The sequence below is a fragment of the Frankia sp. EI5c genome (genome assembly GCF_001636565.1).
Taxonomy (GTDB): domain Bacteria; phylum Actinomycetota; class Actinomycetes; order Frankiales; family Frankiaceae; genus Parafrankia.
Window position 1 is genome coordinate 1 of the sequence record NZ_LRTK01000081.1, and the last position, 21,039, is coordinate 21,039.

At 68.1% G+C, this 21,039-nt stretch carries 21 protein-coding genes, 1 other RNA gene and 15 pseudogenes; 16 read left to right on the forward strand and 21 right to left on the reverse strand.

What is annotated here, in order from left to right; all coding sequences use genetic code 11:
* Positions 1–691 precede the first annotated feature (691 nt).
* A partial coding sequence (locus UG55_RS45675) for an RHS repeat-associated core domain-containing protein (RefSeq protein ID WP_304440445.1) occupies positions 692–1,453 on the forward strand: 762 nt, incomplete at its 3' end.
* Positions 1,454–2,482: 1,029 nt separating this feature from the next.
* Here the strand turns inward: UG55_RS45675 and UG55_RS42060 are convergent.
* From UG55_RS42060 to UG55_RS42075, 4 pseudogenes are all read right to left on the reverse strand, one after another.
* Positions 2,483–2,603: pseudogene (locus tag UG55_RS42060) on the reverse strand (transposase); the annotation flags it as partial.
* Positions 2,604–2,609: 6 nt separating this feature from the next.
* Positions 2,610–2,943 (reverse strand): annotated as a pseudogene (locus tag UG55_RS42065) (integrase core domain-containing protein); the annotation flags it as partial.
* Positions 2,944–3,002: 59 nt separating this feature from the next.
* Positions 3,003–3,177 (reverse strand): annotated as a pseudogene (locus UG55_RS42070) (transposase); the annotation flags it as partial.
* A gap of 1 nt (position 3,178) precedes the next feature.
* Positions 3,179–3,548: pseudogene (locus UG55_RS42075) on the reverse strand (transposase); the annotation flags it as partial.
* An 80-nt stretch (positions 3,549–3,628) separates the two neighbouring features.
* Between UG55_RS42075 and UG55_RS47875 the strand changes: the two are divergent.
* The 8 genes and pseudogenes from UG55_RS47875 to def form a co-directional block, all read left to right on the forward strand.
* Positions 3,629–3,838, forward strand: a pseudogene (locus UG55_RS47875) (colicin E3/pyocin S6 family cytotoxin); the annotation flags it as partial.
* Between the two features lie 13 nt (positions 3,839–3,851).
* Positions 3,852–4,136 carry a hypothetical protein gene (locus UG55_RS28810; RefSeq protein ID WP_128423129.1) on the forward strand — a complete coding sequence of 95 codons (285 nt, stop codon included), beginning with the start codon at positions 3,852–3,854 and terminating at the stop codon, positions 4,134–4,136.
* A 773-nt stretch (positions 4,137–4,909) separates the two neighbouring features.
* Positions 4,910–5,158: pseudogene (locus tag UG55_RS42080) on the forward strand (hypothetical protein); the annotation flags it as partial.
* 1 nt (position 5,159) lies between these two features.
* Positions 5,160–5,692: pseudogene (locus tag UG55_RS27770) on the forward strand (hypothetical protein); the annotation flags it as partial.
* A gap of 293 nt (positions 5,693–5,985) precedes the next feature.
* Positions 5,986–6,076, forward strand: a 91-nt coding sequence (locus UG55_RS47880; protein WP_206779406.1) for a helix-turn-helix domain-containing protein, incomplete at its 3' end; no start/stop codon positions are given.
* 778 nt (positions 6,077–6,854) lie between these two features.
* Positions 6,855–7,148, forward strand: a complete 294-nt coding sequence (locus UG55_RS22325; RefSeq protein WP_066072678.1) for a hypothetical protein — start codon at positions 6,855–6,857, stop codon at positions 7,146–7,148.
* A 50-nt stretch (positions 7,149–7,198) separates the two neighbouring features.
* Entirely contained in the window at positions 7,199–7,810 is a 612-nt protein-coding gene (locus UG55_RS22330; RefSeq protein WP_066072680.1) for a superoxide dismutase, read from the forward strand.
* 82 nt (positions 7,811–7,892) lie between these two features.
* Positions 7,893–8,453, forward strand: coding sequence for a peptide deformylase (gene def, locus UG55_RS22335; protein WP_066072740.1), 561 nt, complete (start codon positions 7,893–7,895; stop codon positions 8,451–8,453).
* Between the two features lie 65 nt (positions 8,454–8,518).
* On the opposite strand, the pseudogene UG55_RS47885 reads toward def, so the two are convergent.
* The 4 genes and pseudogenes from UG55_RS47885 to UG55_RS22350 form a co-directional block, all read right to left on the reverse strand.
* Positions 8,519–8,710 (reverse strand): annotated as a pseudogene (locus UG55_RS47885) (MFS transporter); the annotation flags it as partial.
* The gene (locus tag UG55_RS22340) at positions 8,707–9,081 is read right to left on the reverse strand and encodes a CrcB family protein (protein WP_066072682.1); all 375 of its coding nucleotides are present in this window, start codon (positions 9,079–9,081) and stop codon (positions 8,707–8,709) included. The pseudogene UG55_RS47885 and the gene UG55_RS22340, both read right to left, overlap by 4 nt.
* On the reverse strand, positions 9,078–9,422 hold the full coding sequence (locus tag UG55_RS22345) for a DUF190 domain-containing protein (protein WP_066072742.1): 345 nt from the start codon (positions 9,420–9,422) through the stop codon (positions 9,078–9,080). The genes UG55_RS22340 and UG55_RS22345 overlap by 4 nt, the downstream gene beginning before the upstream one ends.
* Entirely contained in the window at positions 9,419–9,808 is a 390-nt protein-coding gene (locus tag UG55_RS22350; protein WP_242424943.1) for a CrcB family protein, read from the reverse strand. The genes UG55_RS22345 and UG55_RS22350 overlap by 4 nt, the downstream gene beginning before the upstream one ends.
* Before the next feature lie 522 nt (positions 9,809–10,330).
* Between UG55_RS22350 and UG55_RS42085 the strand changes: the two genes are divergently transcribed.
* The 3 genes and pseudogenes from UG55_RS42085 to UG55_RS42095 all read left to right on the forward strand — a co-directional run.
* Positions 10,331–10,668, forward strand: a 338-nt coding sequence (locus UG55_RS42085) for a Na+/H+ antiporter NhaA (RefSeq protein ID WP_396230976.1), incomplete at its 3' end; no start/stop codon positions are given.
* A gap of 1 nt (position 10,669) precedes the next feature.
* A pseudogene (locus UG55_RS42090) lies at positions 10,670–11,381 on the forward strand (Na+/H+ antiporter NhaA); the annotation flags it as partial.
* Position 11,382: 1 nt separating this feature from the next.
* Positions 11,383–11,641 (forward strand): annotated as a pseudogene (locus tag UG55_RS42095) (Na+/H+ antiporter NhaA); the annotation flags it as partial.
* 140 nt (positions 11,642–11,781) lie between these two features.
* Here UG55_RS42095 and UG55_RS22360 read toward each other — a convergent pair.
* Genes UG55_RS22360 through UG55_RS22370 form a run of 3 tightly spaced genes read right to left on the reverse strand, consistent with a single transcriptional unit; the run spans position 11,782 to position 12,979 of the window.
* Positions 11,782–12,147 carry a hypothetical protein gene (locus tag UG55_RS22360; RefSeq protein ID WP_066072686.1) on the reverse strand — a complete coding sequence of 122 codons (366 nt, stop codon included), beginning with the start codon at positions 12,145–12,147 and terminating at the stop codon, positions 11,782–11,784.
* A complete protein-coding gene (locus UG55_RS22365; RefSeq protein ID WP_066072688.1) occupies positions 12,144–12,638 on the reverse strand; it encodes a MerR family transcriptional regulator in 495 nt (164 codons plus the stop codon). The genes UG55_RS22360 and UG55_RS22365 overlap by 4 nt, the downstream gene beginning before the upstream one ends.
* Positions 12,635–12,979, reverse strand: a complete 345-nt coding sequence (locus tag UG55_RS22370) for a hypothetical protein (RefSeq protein WP_066072690.1) — start codon at positions 12,977–12,979, stop codon at positions 12,635–12,637. The genes UG55_RS22365 and UG55_RS22370 overlap by 4 nt, the downstream gene beginning before the upstream one ends.
* Before the next feature lie 200 nt (positions 12,980–13,179).
* On the opposite strand from UG55_RS22370, the gene UG55_RS22375 reads away from it, so the two are divergent.
* A complete protein-coding gene (locus tag UG55_RS22375) occupies positions 13,180–14,118 on the forward strand; it encodes a bile acid:sodium symporter (RefSeq protein WP_066072746.1) in 939 nt (312 codons plus the stop codon).
* Positions 14,119–14,228: 110 nt separating this feature from the next.
* Here the strand turns inward: UG55_RS22375 and UG55_RS22380 are convergent, their stop codons facing one another.
* The 4 genes from UG55_RS22380 to UG55_RS22395 are packed head-to-tail and all read right to left on the reverse strand — an operon-like array spanning position 14,229 to position 16,680.
* Entirely contained in the window at positions 14,229–14,639 is a 411-nt protein-coding gene (locus UG55_RS22380; protein WP_066072692.1) for an arsenate reductase ArsC, read from the reverse strand.
* A 57-nt stretch (positions 14,640–14,696) separates the two neighbouring features.
* Positions 14,697–15,383 carry an arsenate reductase ArsC gene (locus tag UG55_RS46040; protein ID WP_083987090.1) on the reverse strand — a complete coding sequence of 229 codons (687 nt, stop codon included), beginning with the start codon at positions 15,381–15,383 and terminating at the stop codon, positions 14,697–14,699.
* Entirely contained in the window at positions 15,380–16,165 is a 786-nt protein-coding gene (locus UG55_RS22390) for an MIP/aquaporin family protein (RefSeq protein ID WP_066072694.1), read from the reverse strand. The genes UG55_RS46040 and UG55_RS22390 overlap by 4 nt, the downstream gene beginning before the upstream one ends.
* Before the next feature lie 8 nt (positions 16,166–16,173).
* Entirely contained in the window at positions 16,174–16,680 is a 507-nt protein-coding gene (locus UG55_RS22395) for an ArsI/CadI family heavy metal resistance metalloenzyme (RefSeq protein WP_066072696.1), read from the reverse strand.
* A gap of 135 nt (positions 16,681–16,815) precedes the next feature.
* Here UG55_RS22395 and UG55_RS22400 point away from each other — a divergent pair.
* Positions 16,816–17,177, forward strand: a pseudogene (locus tag UG55_RS22400) (ArsR/SmtB family transcription factor); the annotation flags it as partial.
* Positions 17,178–17,184: 7 nt separating this feature from the next.
* Here the strand turns inward: UG55_RS22400 and UG55_RS22405 are convergent.
* From UG55_RS22405 to ssrA, 6 genes and pseudogenes are all read right to left on the reverse strand, one after another.
* Positions 17,185–18,498, reverse strand: a complete 1,314-nt coding sequence (locus UG55_RS22405; RefSeq protein WP_083987091.1) for an MFS transporter — start codon at positions 18,496–18,498, stop codon at positions 17,185–17,187.
* A gap of 118 nt (positions 18,499–18,616) precedes the next feature.
* On the reverse strand, positions 18,617–18,934 hold a 318-nt coding region (locus tag UG55_RS42100), incomplete at its 5' end, for a substrate-binding domain-containing protein (protein ID WP_304440446.1).
* 40 nt (positions 18,935–18,974) lie between these two features.
* Positions 18,975–19,225 (reverse strand): annotated as a pseudogene (locus tag UG55_RS42110) (substrate-binding domain-containing protein); the annotation flags it as partial.
* Between the two features lie 5 nt (positions 19,226–19,230).
* Positions 19,231–19,448, reverse strand: a pseudogene (locus UG55_RS42115) (molybdate-binding protein); the annotation flags it as partial.
* A gap of 19 nt (positions 19,449–19,467) precedes the next feature.
* Positions 19,468–19,552: pseudogene (locus UG55_RS45680) on the reverse strand (GntR family transcriptional regulator); the annotation flags it as partial.
* A 315-nt stretch (positions 19,553–19,867) separates the two neighbouring features.
* Positions 19,868–20,242, reverse strand: a transfer-messenger RNA (tmRNA) gene (gene ssrA, locus UG55_RS22415).
* Between the two features lie 303 nt (positions 20,243–20,545).
* Between ssrA and UG55_RS42130 the strand changes: the two genes are divergently transcribed.
* On the forward strand, positions 20,546–20,648 hold a 103-nt coding region (locus tag UG55_RS42130; protein ID WP_242424952.1), incomplete at its 3' end, for a VOC family protein.
* Position 20,649: 1 nt separating this feature from the next.
* Positions 20,650–21,016, forward strand: a pseudogene (locus tag UG55_RS22420) (VOC family protein); the annotation flags it as partial.
* Between the last annotated feature and the right edge of the window lie 23 nt (positions 21,017–21,039).

Below are 21,039 nucleotides of genomic sequence, written 5' to 3' on the forward strand. Positions count from 1 at the left end.
GGAAAAAATGGGGCACCTCACCTCGATCGACTGGCCGTCGACCCCGGCCGCTCCCCTGTCCGCCCTGACCCTCCGATACGCCCCGGGCCAAAAAGTAACACCCGGTTCCGATGCCACCCCCGATTACTGGCTAGGTGGTGCCCGGCGTGGAGGCGACGTGAGCCTGGTCTGCGGCTCTCGCATGGAACCTGATTCAATAACGACGCGTCGACAGCGATCGTCTTCCTGGCCCCACCTGACGCCTCACGGGCGCCTTTTCCTCATCGCTCACCACGACAGTCTTCAGCTAACGCAGCATGAGGCAGTTTGAAGCCTCCCCCTAAGGGCGGCTCCAGAGGGCCAGCAATCCCCATCTCCCGCACAGGTCCGCCTCGACGCCACCGCACCCGCCACCAAAACCATCAGCTACGACCTCGCCGGCCGGCTCACCGGCGTCGTCGACGCCGTCAGCTACGGCGGACCCAGAATCTGCACCACCCGCACCTACACCTACGACACCGACTACAACCGCACCGCACTGAACAGTTACCCCGACGCCGGCGGCCAGCCCGACACCGGAAACTGTTCCACCAGTACGACACCCCAGGTCTACTCTCACACCTATGACCAGGCCGACCGGATCACCGACACCGGCTACACCTACGACCTGTTCGGCCGCACCACCGCCGTCCCCGCGGCCGACGCGGCGGGTGTGGCACTCACCGTCGGCTACTACGTCAACGACCTGGTCGCCTCCCAGACCGTCGGCTCCACCACCCGCACCTACACCCTCGACCCCGCACGCCGCTTCCGCTCCTGGACCGAAGGCTCAACCACCTCCACCAACCACTACACCACCGCCACAGGCGACAGCCCCGCCTGGACTGGCATCACCGGCGGAGCCTGGACCCGCAACATCCTCGGAATCGGCAAAGATCTCGCCGCCACCCAGGACAGCACCGGCACCGTCACCCTGCAACTCGCCAACCTCCACGGCGACATCGTCGCCACCGCCGACGACAACACCAGCGCCACCGCCATCAGCAGCTATGCCGAATCCGGCGAGTTCGGCACCCCCTACTTCCCCAGCACCGCCTACACCCGCTACGGCTGGCTCGGCGCCAAACAACGCTCCCGCGACACCCTCGGCGGCCTCACCCTCATGGGCATCCGCCTCTACAACCCCTACACCGGACGATTCCTCTCCACCGACCCCATCTTCGGCGGCTCCGCCAATGCTTACGACTACGCCTACCAAGACCCCTACAACAACCTCGACCTCGATGGCAAATGGTGTCTCTTCGGCAGGAATCCGAATGGAAGTTGCCGAGGTTCTCGCTACACGCCGGTCGCAATAGGTATCGCTGGGATATTCGCAGCGTCGGCCTGCGGCCTATACGTAATATGTGGCATAGCGGTCGGTGTTGCCACTTCTTACGCCGGCTATGCGGTCACTAACCGGCGGCAGACTTGGNGCGGAGCGGCAACCGCTGTTGGCATTGGAGCACTCTACGGCTTCGTCGGTGCTGGAAGAAATGCCTATGCAACATCGAGAGGCTGGAGAGCAGGAGTCGGTGTAGGTAGACATGCTCGAGGCCACGGGGGGCCGTGTTGGAAATACATGAGATTCGGCTAAGAAACGCAACTAGATAATCTTAAAGATTCTTACGTACCGGACCTCTCGGAATACAAAGGACGTGATCCATGGATGACCGAAACTAGACATAGCTTTGTCGCCAGGGTAATTTCCGTTGCGCCGATATACTTCATCGGCGGCGGCGTCGTCGTCCTCTTCTCGGACGACCATAAGATCGCAGTCACACTGTTCGCCCTGGGCGGTGCCACGGCCTCCTACCTACTACTGAGCCGGATCGGCCGCCGCAGTCGACAAGCAAGAAAGTAGTCTCGGAGTTGCGGCCTGATTCACACGATTCACTTTACGAAGGCGGCCTATACCACTAACGTGATTTACGCTGCGCCTTCGATTCTCCCTTAGGTGGGATGAGGAAGATGCCCGTAGGATAAAATCTACTCGTGTAAGGGTGGGCCGCGCATCCCAAAAGCGTGACCCACCCTTACACGGCACCGCGCGATGCACATTAAGAGCGTTATTCATAATCTGAAACGGCTTTCCTTCCGGACCTGACCTGCTCACACGTCTCCTCCCGGCANCGCCGGTTGCTCGCGCGAAACAAACCATCGATGAGCCGGCCCCTTCGCATCCACCCCGATTACCAGGGCTTCCCCGCTACTACGAGCCGGTCCGCCAGCAGACGCCGCAACGGTACTCAACGCCTTACGGTTCCAGCCGGGTTCGAGTCCCCTCGCCGGCTCCAGACAGATAGCCCCCGACCTGCGGTTTTGTGAATTTTTAGACCATCTATTCAGGATAGAAATGGGTTTGGGTGCTTGAGTGCGCGTTCGGCAATTTTGTGCAGAGAATGATCATGAACGAAGTGCCTGTGGGGTGTCGGAACTCGGCCACCGGCCTTGACCTGGGGTTTTAGGCGGCTCGTTCGTATTCGTTGATCAGGCCACCGAGGACGGGTCGGCGCTTGATCCGTTCCTTGGTCAGGTCCGCGACAGGGTGGTCGGGCCGAGGCGGTTGAAGGCCACAACCGCGGNGGGGNCGTCGTCCGTTGTAGTGCCGTGCGTACTCGGCCAGAACGGTGCGCGTGCCGCTCGCCGAAGATCAGCATCCGGTCGGTGACCTCGTTCCGGACCGTGCGGACGAACCGTTCCGCATAGGCGTTCGCCCGCGGAGCCCGGGGTGGAATCTTGATCGCGATGATGCCGGCGTCGGCGAGGATCGCGTCGAACGACGCGGTGAACTGGCTGGCCCGGTCACGGACCAGGAACTGGAAGTCGGCCGCCCGGTCGCCGAGATCCATGAGCAGGTTCCGGGCTTGTTGGGTGGTCCACGGTCCGTCGGGGTGGGCGGTGACCCCGAGGATTCGGACGGTGNGGGAGCCGACCTCGATGACGAAGAAACAGTACAGACGCCGCAGCGTCACCGCGCAGTNCACATGGAAGAAGTCCACGGCCAGCATCGTCGACGCCTGCGTACGCAGGAACTGCCGCCACGTCGTGTCGGTCTGCCGTCGCGGAGCCGGGGGCAGCCCCAGAGACTTCAGGACCCGGCGGATCGTGGAGGCACTCACCCGGTGACCGAGCTTGAGCAGCTCGCCCCGGATCCGCNGGTAGCCCCACGTCGTGTTCTCGGTCGCGAGCCGCTCGATGAGCGTCACGATCTCCGTGCCGACCGGTGGCCGACCCATCCGCTGTGGATGGGTCCATGTCCGTGCGATCAGACGGCGGTGCCACCGCAGGACGGTGCCGGGCGTGACCAGCCGGTGCGCTCGCAGGGGTCTGGGCAGGAGTCGGATCAGGGCGGCGAGGACCGCTCGGTCCGCCCAGTCCCACCGAGGCTTGGGCTGGGTACGGCGCAGCACCGCGACCTCATGCCGCAGCACCAGCAGCTCGATGTCCTTCGACGCCGACGAACGACCGAGGAGAACCAGCCAGCCACACACCCGCAAGAAGATCAGATAGAGCAGGCGTGCGAACATGACTGACCATCATGCCGGCTGCCGCACCGTCGCGTCACCCCAGCTCACGGGCCCAAGCCGACTTCTGGCACCCCACAGGCGAATCGCCCTTCTGGAAGAGCCTAAGAAATTACCGAGGAAAAACAAAGACTAATGGACAATCCGGTCGCGCCAAGCGGCTTTACGAATGGGATTACACTCACGGCGACGTTGAAGTTTACGACGGAGACGGGAAACATCCCGGCAGCGCGGACCCGCAATACGGAAGAATCTACAAGCCAGCAGTACCCGGACGCAGAATTACAAAGTGACAAGGTACTCAATGTGAAGTACGTCGACGCCGTTCTAGCCGGAAAAATCTCACCAGACGAAATCCTCGATTACCGAACCGCGTGGGATTCAACCTCAGGGGAGGTTTCTCTCCATGAATTCCTAGGTCTCACCTGGTCCGAGTATGCGATGTGGGTTCACGACGACCGAAACTTGGAATACATATTCGCCGCTAGAAGGGGAGGGAAATCTCTTCGTCAGCACCTCGAAGATCGACGGGGAGCAGACCAAATTGCCGACGAGCTATATAAAATGAGCGACTTCTACGACTGGGATTGACGGAGAATAACACCACGGCGCCTGGGAGTACGCATCCGAGATAATTGAATCTCTACTTTCTCCCAGGCGCCGGACCAGTAAGTACAGTACCTGCCGGCACGCTCATGCACGGCTACCGGGATCCGCCCGAGCGCCNGCGATGCCACGCCGGCTGGTACGTACTATTGCCGCGTCACACAGCAGTTCGGCACCGCGNGTGCGCGAACGATCTTTACGGCGCATCGGGCAGCAGCCGGGCTCCGGCGGCGGGGAGATGCACATCGGATTCACCTTGGCCACAGAGATCATCTGCTGATGGTTGAAGTGCGGCGCGACACCACCATAGACGTCACCGTGCAGATAGAGGCCTGATCGAAGGCCGCCACACGTCCCATGCGATAAAGGCAGGCCCCGCGACCAACTCGCCCCCGCAGCGCCCTCAATATCTTCTAGATCATGATCGCGCGAGTTTCGACTCCTCCGCACGAAACACCATGATCCCAATCCGCCGGCCGATTTCATTGGCCGAGCGACCNACGCGACTACGATCCGTAACCAGATCCGTCGGCACGCTCCAGGGAATCGAACCAAACGATCAATGCCCCGACCTGGACTTCCACTATTCGATCAACCGTCAGATCTCATAGAACTTACCTATTTGCCCAGGTCAGGGCATTGTTACGCATCGTGGTGGACCTAACGCAACACAATAAGAACCGCCTGATCTTGGTCCAGGGACCTGAGATCACCGTCCGGCCGGTCTCCACGAGGCTCCTGACCAGGGGCGATGCCCCATGAGCACTCAGCCGAGCACCTCGCCGATCGAATCGAACACACGTTCCGTAGACCTGGTGGGTCCGAACGGCACCGCCCGCATGGTGACCGTGATCGTGGGCACCGTTGTCGGGCTCACTTTCCTCTTCGGGCTCGGCAACGTCGCCGCACTCGGCATCCGCCTCGGGGTCCCGACCTACGTCGCCATCCTCGTGGCACCCGCAGTCGATCTCTCCGTCGTCGGACTCCTCCTCGGCGCACGCCACCTCNCCCTGCACGGCGGACCCGCCGACGTCATCCGCGCCGCACGACGCCTACTGATCTTCGCAAGCACCGTCACGCTCGCCCTGAACATCACCGAGCCCCTCATCACCGGCCATTACGGCAAAGCCGCTTTCGACGCAGTCGGCCCCCTCCTACTTATCGGATGGGCAGAAGTCGGCCCCGGTCTCCTCCAAGCCATCCAGACCACCGTCCCGTCCCGGAGCATTTCCCCAGCAGCAAAGAATGCCGACCGGCCACAGGATTCAGTAACACCACCCGCGATCGCGCGAAGCCGGCAGAAACCAGCAGGCGCCACATCACGCCAGACCGAGCGGGACGCACGCCAACAGGACCTGCTCCACCGCGCACGCGCCGAAGACGTCCTCCACTGGCAACATCACCACCGACCCATCTCAGCCGAAACCCTCCGCAAGCGACTTAACGTCGGCACCGGCACCGCACGCACCCTCGTCACCCAAATCCGCCAGGACACCGGAGCAGCTGTCAACAGCCAGCCGCCCCAACCACCGACCTCGTAACAGTTGAAGCGTCGTCGGAACGTCCGCAAGCGAGGCCCTGAGCCGCAGGCAGCCAAGCGTGATCACTACCTTCTGCTGATAGCGCAGGACATGAACAACTCGGCGGCGTGCCGGGAAGTCGGGATCAATCGCAGGACCGGAACACGGTGGCGCTACGGGCGCACCAGCACCGACCACGCCGGCCGGACCCACTCGTATCCACCGATCACCCAGCAGCCGCGGCCCCTGTCCTCTCGGTTCCTGTCCGAGGACGAGCGGGTCCGCATTGCTGACCTGCGGCGATCGGGAACTCGATGCGGGAGATCGCCCGCCAGCTCGGCCGTGGCCCTGCCACGATCAGCCGCGAGATCCGCCGCAACAGCGACCCGCGCTCCGGGGTCTACCNCCCCCACCAGGCCGAACAGCGCGCCGTGGCCCGCCGTGCCCGGTCCACCGACGGGAAGCTGCGGCGCAACCNGCAGCTGCGTCAGTTCGTCCAGCAGCGCCTGGACCAGCGCTGGAGCCCCGAACAGATCAGCGTCGCACTCCGGCAGGAATTCCCCGACGACCCGGACATGCAGGCCGCACCCGAGACCATCCACCAGGCCCTCTACCGGCCCGAACGCGGCGGCCTGGATCGCGACACCGCCACGAAACTCCGTACCCGCCGACGGTCACGCCGCCCTGACCAGCGCGCCACCCGCTTCGTCGACCCCGGCACCCTGATCACCCAGCGGCGTCACCAGGTTCACTGATGCAGCCGGCCCCACCGTCGATGGACCCATTTCGCCCCTCTTCACCCGCACCTTCTTCCTCCAGCGCGGCGACGGGCACGGCGCCCTTGCGGCCCATCTCGCCGGCGCCCGCGAACGCCTCTGGACCGAGACCACGCTGACCCCCCACCTCACCGCGGCAGGCTTGCGCGTCGCCGAACGGGCGACCGTCGTCGCGCGCGACGACGCCCTCGGACGCGTCGACGTCGACATGCTCGTCCTGCACATCTCAGGCTGACCTTCGGCGCGGCCAGGCCGGCCCGGTCATACGCGGAGCAGCACATCACCGCATCCCGGGACACCTCGACCGGTCTGCGTTGCGATCCCACACCCCGTTTACGCACCATGTTTGCAGCTGCATATGAGTGGCAACTACTGTTCAGTCGCTGGCCGATCGAGGGGAGCAGACCATGGGCAGCGTCCCTGACGGCCCGGCGGCGTGCCTGCCGGCAGCAATCGAGATCATGACCGCCTACACCGACTCCGCCACCGACCCCGCGTTCTTCTGGACCACCGTCCAGCGCGTGATGGCAGACGGAGCCGACCGCGCCAACCCCACAGCGGCGATGGCGGAACTCGTCCTCGGCCTCGCGACCCTGTGCGGGATCACCCTCGACCACCTCGCGGACCGATCCGGCCCCGACACCGGGCCACGCGACCTCCTCGCCGCGATCCGCAACGCCTACGTCACCGACCCCGTCTGACCCGTCCGCCCGCCGGACATCCACTACTACTCACAGCGAAGGACACCCTCGTGGCCGTGTACACGTTGCCGGACCTGCAGTACGACTACGCCGCCCTGGAGCCTGCGATCAGCGGCCAGATCATCGAACTGCACCACGACAAGCACCACGCGACCTACGTCGCCGGCGCCAACACCACCCTGGAGAAGCTCGCCGAAGCCCGAGACAAGGGCGACTTCGGCGCGATCGTCGGCCTGGAGAAAACCCTCGCGTTCAACGTCTCCGGCCACATCCTGCACTCCATCTACTGGCAGAACCTCTCCCCCGACGGCGGCGACAAGCCCGACGGCGCCCTCGCCGACGCCATCGCCGAATCCTTCGGCTCCTTCGACAACTTCAAGGCCCAGCTCACCGCCGCCACCACCACCGTGCAGGGCTCCGGCTGGGGCATCCTCGCCTACGACCAGCTCTCCGGACGTCTCCTCGTCGAGCAGGTCTACGACCACCAGAGCAACGTCGGCATCGGCAACACCACGCTCCTCGCCTTCGACGCCTGGGAGCACGCCTGGTACCTGCAGTACAAGAACGTCAAAGCCGACTACGTCACCGCCCTGTGGGACATCGTCAACTGGGCCGACGTCGCCGCCCGCTACGCCACCGCCAAGCAGATCATTTCGGCCTGACAGGCCGGAGATAACCACTGGCCAGCGGTTCGTCCGCTGGCCAGTGGACTTCGACCGACTGACCGCCACCCGGGGAGGTCGCATAACGCTGTTGCCCATCCGCACTCTCGGCGATCCGGTCCTGCGCACCCCCGCGGAACCGGTCACCGCCTTCGACGCCACGCTACGGCGCCTCGTCGCCAACATGATCGAGACCATGTACGCGGCCCCGGGAGTCGGCCTCGCGGCACCCCAGATCGGTGTCGGTCTGCGGCTGTTCGTCTTCGACACCGGTTACGACACCGAGGAGCCCACCACCCGCCGGCCGCTCGTCGTCGCGAACCCGCAGCTGGAACGTGGCGAAGGCGACCAGCACGGTTCGGAGGGCTGCCTGTCCATACCCCGGCTGGGCTACCCGACGACCCGGTCCGCCAGCGCCACCGTCCGCGGGTTCGACGAGACCGGCAGCCCCGTCGAGTACAGCGGCTCCGGCCTGCTCGCCCGCTGCCTCCAGCACGAGACCGACCACCTCGACGGCACCCTCTACATCGACCGGCTCACCGGTGAGTACCGCCAAGCCGCCAGGGAGGCGCTTCGTGACGGCGTCCCCGCGGTCACCCCAGCCCCTTCGGCGTTCCGTCGGGCGCACGGACACGCGGGCTGACGGACGGACCGGGGTCTGGCCTCTGGCAGGCGGTTGTCCGCCGGCCAGAGGCTGGGACAGCAGCTCCCGACACCAGTGACCACGCCGACGACGAGGGCTGACGCGCCGAGGGAGGCCAGCAGTGGGCCGGTGACCGACCGGGCGCCTTCGTAGACGAAGTCCGCCAGCAGGCTGACCGTGCCGAAGACCAGCACGAACCGCCACGGCCGCAGCCGGCCGGCCACGGCGGCCTTCACCGCCGTGTCTGGCCGGGTCATCCCCACACCGCCTGGGCCACACCCATCCCGAGGAAGGCGGCGCCGAGGGCGCCGAGCGCACTTCCGGCGACGTTCGCGGCGGCGAGCACCCCGGCGCCTTCCTCGGCCAGGCGCAGCGTCTCGTAGGAGAACGTCGAGTAGGTGCTCAACGTCCCACACAGCCCTGTGCCGACCAGCAGCCCTACCCGCGACGACGCGGCCCCTGCCAGGACCGCTCCAGTGACCAGGCCGAGGATCAGGCTGGCGGCGACGTTGACGGTGAACGTGCCCCAGGGGAAGACGGTGTCGTGGCGTGCCTGCACCGCCCGGTCGACCAGATATCGGGCCGGGGCGCCGACCATAGCCCCCAAAACTACCAGCAGCCAGCTCACTGTCGCGCTTTCCGGCCGACGTAACGGATGACCTCGACCTCATCGAGGATCACCAGGCCCTCGGAGACCAACTCGTCGAGCTGCGGCAGAAACGCGCGAATCCGTGGCTCGTCGTCGACGATGACCACCGCCACTGGCAGGTCCTGACTCATCGACAACAAGCGTGTGGTGTGCACGATCGAGGAGGCACCGAACCCCTCCATCCCGTGAAAGACGCTCGCGCCGGCGAGCCCGGCACGGTGCGCCCGGTGCACGATCTCACTGGCCAGCGGCCGGTGATGCCACTGGTCGCTTTCCCCGATGAACACCGTCAGTCGCAGCGCCCGACCCGTCAGCCTCATCCCGCCCACCTCACGACCAGCCGGCGGGTCGCCACCGCCGACGCCCAGACCGCGCCCAGCGCCAGCACCACGGTCAGCGCCAGATATCCCAATGCGAGGCCGGCGTGTTCGCCGTCGACCAGCCGTTCCGCGTCGACCGCGTAGGTGGAGAACGTGGTGAACCCGCCCAGCACGCCCGTGCCCAGGAACGGCCGGGCCAGCGGGTGTACCGCCCGCACCTCGGTGATCACCACCATGAGTAGCCCGATTACCGCGCATCCCGCCGTGTTCACCAGCAGTGTGGTCCACGGGAACGCTCCGGCCGGACTCGGCCAGACCAGCGACGTGCCGTAGCGGGCGCACGCCCCGATCGCCCCACCGGCCGCGATCACCGCCAGCAACGCCATTGGCCTGTGGTGCAGTTCCCGACGCTGCACCGGAACGTGCAGGTCCACATCTGGATCAGAGGGCTTCACGGCCTCCTGCGAAGGTGCGCCGTCCACATCAACCTCCCTACCTGCGCGGCACCCGGGCAACCGGGCGCGACCTGGCACAAGTAGGGACTGTTGGCGGCACATGATGCCGCGGTTCGGGTACGGCGAGCCCCACCGCCGCGTGGCGGCCAACAGCCGCCAACCTCCACAAAGATACCGCGTCCGCCACAGTCACCGCTGCAGACGCCCCCGACGACTCCCCCTGCCAGGGGAACTGGGAGACGACGCTGGGTTCACCGTCAGTCGTCAGCGTCAACCGCACCTTGGGATTGGGAAGGCGCAGCCTCGTGGCGGAGGTCTCCCGTGCCAGGTGTCACAGCCTGGGCGGCTACGGCGGCGCTCGCGTCCCCTTCGATCCGGCTACGGTAGGACTTCGGTGTGCCGGGAAGCCTGGTCGGCAGCGTGTCAGCTGTCCCCTTGACCAGGAGCGCCGCCGTGAGCCAGACCCCGCCCCCCATCTTCGGCCGCAGGTCGTGGACCGAGACCCGCCGGATCATGGCCATCCTCCGTAAGGAGACCATCGGGGGCGCGCTGCTGCTCGCCGCGACGGTCGTCGCTCTCGGCTGGGCGAACTCGCCGTGGTCACGGTCCTACCAGTCGATGTTGTCCTACCAGATCGGCCCGTCCTGGCTGCACCTGGACCTCAGCCTCGCCCAGTGGGCCGCCGACGGCCTGCTAGCGATCTTCTTCTTCGTCGCCGGACTGGAACTCAAACGCGAGTTCGTCGCCGGTGACCTCCGCGACCCGCGCCGTGCCGTGGTCCCCGTCGTCGCNGCGGCCGGCGGCGTCGCCGTTCCCGCCGTCCTCTACACGTTGGTCAACCTCGGCGGCGACGCATCATCGGGCTGGGCGATCCCGACCGCCACCGACATCGCCTTCGCGCTGGCCGTGCTGGCGGTCATCGGCCGGCACCTGCCCTCCGCCCTGCGAACCTTCCTACTCACCCTCGCGGTGGTCGACGACCTGCTCGCCATCGCCATCATTGCCGTCTTCTACACCCGTCACCTGTCGATCCTCCCGGCACTGGGCGCGCTGGTGCCGCTGGCGCTGTTCACCCTGCTGGTGCAACGCCGGGTGCAGTCCTGGTGGCTGCTACTGCCCCTGGCCGCCGCCACCTGGATGCTGGTCCACGCCTCCGGTATCCACGCCACGGTCGCCGGGGTGCTACTCGGCCTCGCCGTGCCCGTCCTACGCAGCGAGCGGGCAGGCGGCCCGGACGCGGGCCCAGGGCTGGCCGAACACTTGGAGCACCGCTGGCGGCCCGTCTCCGCCGGGCTGGCCGTACCGATCTTCGCGTTCTTCTCCGCCGGCGTCGCCATCGGCGGCGCGAGCGGTCTTGCCAGCGCTCTGGGCGACCGGGCCGCGGTCGGTGTCATGGTCGGCCTGGTCGTCGGCAAGCCACTCGGGATCATGGCCGCCAGCTGTCTTGTGGCCCGCTTCACCCGCGCTGCCCTCGCTGATGGGCTGGCCTGGATCGACGTCCTCGNGGTGGCGGTCCTCGCCGGTATCGGGTTCACCGTCTCCCTGCTCATCGGCGAGCTGGCATTCGGCACCGGCAGCGAACGCGACAACCACGTCAAGATCGCCATCCTGGCTGGCTCGCTGCTCGCCGCCCTGCTAGCCGCCGTCGTGCTGCGCCTCCGTAACCGCGTCTACCGCCGCATCCACCACGCAGAGACCGTCGACAACGACCACGACACCATCCCGGACCTCTACCAGGACCCAATCACACCGGCGGCCGAATAACGAAACGCGCATGCAGCACCCAGTCCGGCGAGTCGCCTTCGACACCGACGTCTCACCCGCACCCCCACACCCAGCCGCACTGCTCGCCTCTCGGTCGGCTGTGCCTACCCGGTGCGCGAAGGCGACGGTCCTGCCTGGTGTCAGCAGGCGCATCCTCCGCCGCAGCCGCAGGACCCGCCGGTCACGGTGCGTGCGGTGGTCCTGCGGCGCTGGTGCCATCCCAGGAACACCACCGCGAGGACGGCCAGGGCGATCGCGGCGGCGACCAGCGTCTGGTTGACCGCGGCGGCGGCTCCGGCCGTGAGTAGCCCCGCGCCGATCAGCAGCGGCAGCGCGCAGCACGCGGCGCAGGCGAGCACCGCCAGGGTCGCCGAGACGGCGGCCCGGCGCGGTGTCCGAGATCGGTCCGAGGCCGGGGGCTGCCCGGTGGCCGTCCGGAGCTCGAACGGTCCCGCGGCGGTCGACGGCGGCGTGGCGGGACGCGGGTCGGTGGGCGTGGCGGTCACGGCTGGCTCCTCGTGCGGGCGACAGGGCTGGGCGAGCTGACTGGGCCGGGCGGGATGGCATCGGGATGGTCGGGTGGACGCCGCGCGATCTCGACGTAGGGCAGGGGGCAGTCGGGGCAGGTGCAGTGGGTGAGGCTGTCGCAACCGGCCTCGACCACGCCGGACAGCGCGGCTCTGATCGTCTCCAGGTCGCGGATCTTGGTGTTGATCTCGTCGAGTTTCGCCAGGGCACGCTCCTTCAGCGCGCCGCTGGAGTGGCGGCGACGGCCGGTGTCGAGCAGGTCGGCGACCTCGTCGAGGGTGAACCCGAGCCGCTGCGCGGCCTTGATCACACCGAGCAGGGTCACCGCGTCAGCCGGGTAGAGCCGGTGCCCGCCGGGGGTGCGCGCCGGTTCGGCGAGCAGCCCGCGTCGTTCGTAGTAGCGCACGGTCTGGAGGTTCACCCCTGCCGCGGCGGCCAGCTCACCGGAACGCAGCGCTGCGCCGGTCATCGGGCTGTAGGTGCGGCGTTGGCGGCGAGCGTGACGAGGCCGTCGAGGACGGCGGTCTGCGTGTCAGGTACTTGGACGTCGAGGACGACCTGGTCGCCGGTGGGGGTGATGGTGAAGGTGAAGAAGGTGCAGCACCGGCTTTCCCGGGCGGTCAGGTCGCGGACGGTGTCTGCCAGGCCGCCGTCTCGGGTCAGGGTCAGCCGCAGGTGGCGGGCATCGATGCGCTCTATCCGGTGCAGGGCGGTGGCGAACAGGGCGTCGAACTCGGCGATCCGCAGCGGCCGGGCGGCGGTCGGCAGAGTGCAGGCGTCCACCTGCGGCGCCTTCACGGTGAAGGGCATCGGCTTCTCCTGTCGGGCCTGGTGGCGCCGTGTGCCGGCGCCCTCGACTCGACGGTAAGGCTGTACCTGGGTACCGGATGCAAGCCCGCCTACCCGCCGGCTTCGTCACAGGAACGGCCAGGTCAGGATGAGCGGACAGCCGTGGTCGCCGGGTCGGGCAGGGCAGGGGGCTGGATGTGATCGACAGGGTCGTCGCGGCGATGGAACGCCACCAGATAGCGATCTACCTCGCCGCGATCGCAGCCGGCGGCCTGCTCGGCTGGGCCGCGCCCGACGCCAGCCCCGGACTCGAACACGCGATCAACCCGGTGCTGGCGGCGTTGCTGTTCGTCACGTTCCTCCAGGTCCCCGCCGCGGAGCTGGTCCGCTCGCTGCGAGCCGGCCGGTTCCTCGGCGCCGCGCTCGCCGTGAACTTCCTGGTTGTTCCCCTTGTCGTGGCGGCGATGTTCCCTGTCCTGCCCGACGACCAGGCGCTACGGCTGGGCGTCCTGCTGGTGCTGCTCTGCCCGTGCGTCGACTACGTCATCGTGTTCAGCGGCCTGGCTGGCGCGCGCAACCAGCAGCTGCTCGCCGCGACACCGCTGCTGCTCGTCGCGCAGATGCTGCTGCTTCCGCTGTTCCTGCTGGCCTTCCTCGGCTCGGGGCTCGCCGACGTGGTCGACGCGGGCCCGTTCCTCGAAGCCTTCACCTTTCTGATCGTCGTCCCGCTCGCCCTGGCCTGGACGGTCCAGGCATGGGCCGCCCGCCGGCCCCGCGGGCAAGCCGTCATGGCGGTGGCGGGGACGACCATGGTGCCGCTGATGGTGGCAACCCTGGTCACGGTCGTCGCCTCCCAGGTCCCCAAGCTCGACGACAACCTCGCCGACATCGCCCGGCTGGTGCCCTTCTACGTCCTGTTCCTGCTGGTGATGGCCTTCGCCGGGCTCGCCGTCGCTCGCCTGTTCCGTCTCGACGTCCCCGCCGGCCGCGCGATCGTCTTCACCGGCGCGACCCGCAACTCCCTCGTCGTGCTCCCGCTCGCGCTCGCTCTGCCCGACCACCTCGCCGTCGCCGCCGTCGCCGTCGTCACCCAGACCCTCGTCGAGGTCGTCGGCATGGTCGTCTACGTCCGCGCCGTTCCGCGGCTCCTCCCGGTGTAGGGCTCTTCCAGGGCAGCTCGAAGAACGCGGGCAGGGGTGTCCGGCGGCTCCCGTGAGCACGGGAGCCGCCGGCTGTTCGGTGAGAGCGGCCGTGTGGTGTGGCCCGGGTGTCAGCTGCCGGCGGGCAGGAGCTCGCCGATCAGCTTCTCGATGCGGGCGCGGATGTCGTCGCGGATGGGGCGGACCGCGTCGATGCCCTGCCCGGCGGGGTCGTCGAGTTTCCAGTCTTCGTAGCGTTTGCCGGGGAAGATGGGGCAGGCATCGCCGCAGCCCATGGTGATGACCACGTCGGACGCCTGGACGGCCTCGACGGTGAGGATCTTCGGTGTTTCAGCGGTGATGTCGATACCGACCTCGCTCATCGCGGCGACGGCGGTCGGGTTGATCTGCTCGGCGGGCATGGAACCGGCGGAACGGACCTCGATCCGGCCGGCGGCGAGGTGAGTGAGCCAGCCGGCGGCCATCTGGGAACGGCCGGCGTTGTGGACGCAGACGAACAGCACCGAGGGCTTCTCGGACACAGGCAGGTCCTTTCGACCAGGTGGGCGTGCGCGGCCGGGGCGGGCCGCGCGTGAGGGTCAGCGGGGGTCGGGCAGGGTGAGCTCAGGGAGCATGCTGGCGATCAGCCCGCGGACCCGCCGGTCGATGTCGTCGCGGACGGCGGCGACCTGATCGGCCGGCGCGCCGTCAGGGTCGTCGATCGGCCAGTCCTCGTAGCGTTTGCCGGGGACGTAGGGGCAGCGGTCGCCGCAGCCCATCGTGATGACGACGTCGGCGGCGGCGAGGATGTCGTCGGTCAGCGGCTTGGGGAACTCCTCGTCCAGGCTCAGACCGATGTCCTTCATCGCCGCGACCACCTCGGGATGGATGTGCTCGCCCGGGTCGGAGCCGCCGGTCCGAATGTGCAGCGCGGTCCCGGCGTAGTGCCGGGTCAGCGCGGCGGCCATCTGGGAGCGGCCGGCGTTGCGGACGCAGACGAACAGCACCTCGGGGACCCGCTTGGCGATCAGTCCGCGGGTCGCACCGAGGGCTTCGAGGCGTTCCCGGGTCAGGCGTTCCGCCAGGGTCGGGAGAAACAGGGTGACCCGGGCGGTGCGGGCGAGCTGGCGGTAGGAGTCGAGGAGCACCTCCTCGACCTCGCTCGCAGCGAAGGTGGTGTCGTAGTCGTAGGCGAGCCGGGCCGCACTCGCGGACAGCGCCCGTGCGGTCGCCGGGTCCAGGCCCTGTAAGCCGCCGACGCCGGTAGCGCTGTCGAAATCGGTCATGAGACACCTCCAGGAAGACGTGGCTGGGCGGCACCGTTCGCCGCGGCGGCCGTGTCCGTGTGCGGGAGCAGGACCTGGGCGGCCTGCGCAGGAGCGGCCGAGGTCGGCGGGTAGAACAGCCGCACCAGCCCGAACCCGACCAGCCCACCCACCGCCTGCACGGCGACGAACGCGGGCACGGAAGCGGGAGCGATCCCGGCGAAGGTGTCGGAGAACATCCGCCCGACGCTGATCGCGGGGTTCGCGAAACTGGTGGAACTGGTGAACCAGTACGCGGCGCCGATGTACGCGCCGACCGCAGCCGGTGCCCGTTCGCCGCGCCCGGACCGCACCAGGGCGAAGATCAGGAGGATGAGGCCGGCGGTCGCGACGACCTCAGCGAGCAGATGCGACCCGGACGCCCGATGGTGCGTCGAGATCGATACGGCCGACTGGTCGAACATCAGGTTTGCCAGCACCGCCCCCGCGATGCAACCCGCGACCTGGGCCGGCAGGTAGGCGGCGGCGTCCCGCCACGACAACCCGCCGAACGCGGCGTCCACCGCGGTCACCACCGGGTTGAAGTGCGCCCCGGAGACCGGGCCGACCATGAGGATGATCGCGTAGAGGCCGGCGGCAGTCGCCGCGGCGTTCTCCACCAGTTGCAGGCCGGTCTGGTCGGGGCTGAGCTGCTGCGCGGCGATGCCCGACCCCACGACCAGGGCGGCGAGCAGCATGCTGCCCACCGTTTCGGCGGCCAGCCGCCGTACGAGCGGTGGCTGGCTCTCCCCGTTGTCCGCCACGTCCGGTGTCAGCGGGTCGCGCCGGCGGGTGCCGGTTCGATCGTCATCGTGGGGGCGCAGACCGGCCCGCAGTCACAGGCGGAACCGGGGCCGCCGCCCGGCTCGACGGTGCGCAGCTGGGTGCCGGTACTCTCGGCGATGTCGGCGAGGACCGTGTAGATCTCCCACGGTGCGCCGTCCGGGTCGTCGACCCAGACCTTGTCCTGCACCGCGTAACAGCAGGCGGTGTTCTCCTCGACCGCCGTGTCCAACCCGGCGCCCGAAAGCCGCGCGGTCGCGGCACCCACCTCGTCGGAGGACTCGACCTCGACCCCGAGGTGGTTCAGCGCACCGGCGACGCCGGCGCCGCGGGCGTCCGGGTTCTCGATCAGCACCAGCTTCAACGGCGGCACGTCGACGGCGAAGTTCGCGTACCCCGGCCGGCGCTTCGCCGGCGCGACTCCGAACAGCTTCGAGTAGAACTCCACCGCCGCGTCCACATCGGACACGTTCAACGCCAACTGCACCCTGGCCATCACAACCACCCATCACATCGACACTCGTCTATGTTGCTGACGAGCCGAGGATGGACGCAGACATAGACGCCTGTCAATAGCTGAGGCATGCTGGAGGCATGGCGACCACCACCGCAGCGGCGACCCTGCCGGTCNTCGGCGCGACGGCCGACAGCCCGCCGGGTCTCGCAGGGGCGATCTCGGCCTGTTGCACCCCGCTGTCCCGCGCACCGCTGTCCGCTGAGGAAGCCGACACCCTGGTCGCCGTCCTCAAGGCCATCGCCGTCCCGACCCGACTACGACTCCTGTCGATGATCTACGCCCGGGACGGTGGCGAAGCCTGCGTCTGCGAACTCACCGAACCCCTCGGCCTCACCCAACCCACCATCAGCCACCACCTCAAAGTCCTCGTCGACGCCGGCCTGATCACCCGCGACAAACGCGGCGTCTGGGCCTACTACCGCGCCGTCCCCGAAGCACTCGTTGCCCTCGCCGCCGTGTTCAGCCCACCCCAGTAGGCCCGGTTCAGGAGTGTGTGGGTCGACGGGTGCGAACCGGCTGCGCGCCAGGGGTTTTCCGCGTCGCCCACAGGAGCGCTGTGAGCGCGAGCGCCATCCAGGCCGCGAGGTAGCCGAACGCGAACGTGGGTGAGGCCACCGTGTAGAGGAGCCCGGCGGCGACGCTGGCCGCGATGTTCCCGACCGCTTGCACGGTGGCGAGCAGTCCAAACGCCGACCCACGGATCTTCTCGGGAGCGAACACGGCGACCGCCGCGTGCTCCGCGGTCTCCGCGCACCCGATGCCGACCCCGGCCAGCACGAACGCGGCACCCAGCAGCCAGACCTGCGGCCCGGACACAGCGAACAGCAGGTAGGAGAGCAGGAACGCCGTCACGCCGGCGACCGTGACCAGCAGCGGCCCACGGCGGCCCAGCCGGTCGGAGACCCCTCCGGCGGGAAACGACGCGATCGTGGCAGCGACGTTGTAGGCGATGTACAGACCGATCGCGATCCGGGTGGCCGCGTCCGTGCCGTGGCCAGGGGCCAGCAGGTCGCTAGCCCGCAGGATCAGCAGGGTAGCAGCCACGTTGCCGACCTCGAAGGCGGTGAACCCGGCCAGCACCCGCCCGAGCTGCCCGCGCAACACCGGCCGGACCTGGAACCGCAGCCGGCGACGCTCACCGGCGCGGGGCAGCTTCGCCTGCCGGATCGCGTAGACGATCGCGACCGCGGCCAGCAACCCTGGAACAACTGACAGCAGCATCGCGGTCCGCACGCCGACCAGCGACACCAGACCGAGCGCGAGCAGCGGGCCCACGATCGCCCCAAGATTGTCCATGGTCCGCTCGAACCCGTAAGCCCGACCATAGGCGGCGGCAGGCACCACATCGGCAAGAAGCGCATTACGGGCCGGAACCCGCAGCCCCCGAGCCGCCCACGCCGCCCCACGCAACACCCCCGCCTGCACCGCCGACGTCGTCACCCCGATCAGCGCCGACAGCACAGCGGTAGTGGTATAGCCACCCACCGCGACCGTCCGGCGCCGCCGACGATCATCGGCCAGCGCACCCCCGACGAACCGGCCCGCACCAGCCAGCCCGTCCGAGATGCCCTCGATCACCCCCAGCGCGGCGGCCGGCGCACCCAGCGTCGAGGTGACGAAACCGGCCATCAGCGCGGTCGGCACCTCATGACCAACGTCGGCCAGGAAACTCGCCGTCCCGATCCCCCCCACCCCCGGGGTCAGCCACGGCCGACGACCAACCGACTCCTCCGGGGTACCGATCGCTGCTTCCGGCACCGATCCGGCCGCCGCCTCACTTTCCGCCTGCCTACGCACATAAGAAAGGAGACCGGATCAAGAGCCGCAGGTGCAGACTGTTCTTCCTCCCTCGCACCGCATATAATGATCTTCGGTGCGATCTGTGCTACCACTGTCCGCACCAACAACCGCAGGGCTATCCCTCGCGTGCACGGTCCGGGCCGACCGGCCGGACCGTGCCGGTGTGGGCGAGGTCATAGCCACCCAGTGCCGTGGCCGCTCGATGTAGGGCGGGGTCCCGCAGCGCGGTGAGCAGCGGCCGGGCCGCGCCCAACGCCTCCCGCCCGAGAGCGATCTCGTACGGCTCCCACAGCAGCGGGACGAATTCCAGCCCCAGATCCGCCAGCCCTGCCCGTACCCCCACCCCCACGTCGGCGATCCCCAGGGCGACCGCGAACGCGATCTCCATATGCGAGGACAGTTCCGGTCCGGCAACCGCGTCCGGGGCGATCCCNTCGGCAAGCAGCAGCTGATCAAGCAGTACCNGGGTCCCNGCCCCCATCTCGCGTCGGGCGACCTGCCGGCCGCCGATCCCAGCGACGGAGGCCAGCCCATGCGGATTACCAGCGGGGACGATCAGGCCCTGCTCGCGCCGCCACAGATGCAACAGGTACGGCTCCTCGCCGCCCAGCACCGCCCGCACGAACGCCTCGTTGTACACCCCGTCACGATGCCGTAGATGGATCACCGCGCCGTCAGCCTCACCCCGCGCGACCGCCCGCAGCCCGGGAAAACTCCCCCGCACCCCCNCCGGCTCCACCAGCGCACCGAGCCGACCGAGCAGAACCCCCAACGCCGGATCGTCGCTGCCCGCCAGCCGGAATACCCGCTCCGGCTCCAACAGCCGCGCCGCCGCGATCGCACCATCCCCGGCGATCCGAGCCCGCCGCCGATCCACCAGCGTGATCACCGCACCATCCGCCAGATACCGGTAGGCCCGCACCACCGTCGACGACGTCGTCCCCAGCNCCCGCGCGTACTCCCGCNCCCCCGGCAGTTCCGCACCCGCCGTCAGCTCCCCGGAGCGCACACGACACGCCAGATCATTTGCAATCTGCACATAACGGGCCACGGCCGACGACTGTACGACCCCAACNCAGAACGCCCTCAGCCCAATCACGCGGTGCCGAGCGCGATCATGCCCCGCTACGCGCTACTCACCGATTTACTCCGATCGGGCCGCAACGGGCCCGCACCAACTACACCTCGCGTTGACTGGCCAGCCGACCAACCCCCCGCAACTACTCCCCGTAACCAAGGTCCGCCGACACGTTTAGGGAATCGAACCAAACGATCAATGCCCCGACCTGGACATCTTCCATTCGATCAACCATCAGATCTCATAGATTTTACCTATTTGCCCAGGTCAGGGCATTGTTACGCATCGTGGTGGAGGTGGCGGGAATCGAACCCGCGTCCTCCGGCCCCGACACAGGGCTTCTCCGGGCGCAGCCTGCTTGTTTTTTCTCAGCCCCGCCGGTCCCGCAGGCAAGCCGGCGCAGGCTCAGTCGCTGTTAGATTTCCCGACCCACCNCGCGACCGGATGGGAAGGTGATCCTCCTAGCGACGCCAGATCCTGGGCCGGAGGAACTCCNAGGCTGACGGCTACTTAGTCTCTGCTCAGGCCGCGAGGGCGTAAGCGGAGGTAGCAGGCTGCGTCTTAGTGGCAGCTATTGTTTCGAACGGATCGTTAACGAGATAACCGCTCATCCTCGGCCCGCTTCCCCTGCCTCGACGTCCGGAGTCGAAGCCGGTCACCCCCTGGTGTGTGACTACCTGACAACCTTACCGAACCACCGGTGAGCCACCGGCGCTACACGGTGCAACGTGCACCGTGGCCCACATGTTCCCATACCGGGGCCCGCACCACCAGCCGATATCGACCGACGTGCCGGCCTGCCGCCACGCCCCGACGCCGCCCCTCCTCGGCGCCGAGTACCTCGGCGCCGGCCTTCCTCGGTACGAGCGTTCCTCGGTGCCGAGGCGCCTGCGATCAGGCCGGGAACATCCACCCGGGTCGTACAGTTGAACCTTCAACCATGAAGGGCGCCCATCGGGAGGAACCGTGGAGATCAAGGAACTTGGGCATCTGGTGCTCTACGTCCACAACCTGGAACGGTCTGTAGCCTTCTACCGGGACGTTCTCGGGTGGCGCCAGGTCTTCCCGGNCCCCGGCGATGGCGACGGCCGGATCAACATCCCCGCCGCGGCGTTCTCCTCCGGGCGGACGCATCATGAACTGCTGCTGATCGAGGTCGGCGAGGACGCGGCGGCGTTGCCCCGCGGGCGGCGGGTGGGGCTGTACCACTTCGGGCTGAAGATCGGCGACAGCGACGACGAGCTGCGCGCGGCGCTGGCCCGCATCACCGAGGCCGGCGTGCGGATCGCCGGGGCCTCGGACCACACGGTGACCCACAGCCTGTACATCTACGACCCGGACGGGAACGAGATCGAGCTGTACGTCGACGTGCCCGGAGTCGACTGGCGAGCCGACCCGAGCCTGATCGCCGCGCCGATCCGCCCGCTGCGCCTCTGAGTGGTCCCGACTCCCTGATACTC

Coding starts and splice junctions, on each gene's coding strand:
- UG55_RS22370 (WP_066072690.1), bottom strand. CDS start 12,979: ATGCCCTTCACCGTGAAGGCGCCGCAGGTGGACGCCTGCACTCTGCCG.
- UG55_RS46040 (WP_083987090.1), bottom strand. CDS start 15,383: ATGACCGATTTCGACAGCGCTACCGGCGTCGGCGGCTTACAGGGCCTG.
- UG55_RS22375 (WP_066072746.1), top strand. CDS start 13,180: ATGGAACGCCACCAGATAGCGATCTACCTCGCCGCGATCGCAGCCGGC.
- UG55_RS22365 (WP_066072688.1), bottom strand. CDS start 12,638: ATGACCGGCGCAGCGCTGCGTTCCGGTGAGCTGGCCGCCGCGGCAGGG.
- UG55_RS22325 (WP_066072678.1), top strand. CDS start 6,855: ATGGGCAGCGTCCCTGACGGCCCGGCGGCGTGCCTGCCGGCAGCAATC.
- UG55_RS22395 (WP_066072696.1), bottom strand. CDS start 16,680: ATGGCCAGGGTGCAGTTGGCGTTGAACGTGTCCGATGTGGACGCGGCG.
- UG55_RS22345 (WP_066072742.1), bottom strand. CDS start 9,422: ATGAGGCTGACGGGTCGGGCGCTGCGACTGACGGTGTTCATCGGGGAA.
- UG55_RS22350 (WP_242424943.1), bottom strand. CDS start 9,808: ATGGCGTTGCTGGCGGTGATCGCGGCCGGTGGGGCGATCGGGGCGTGC.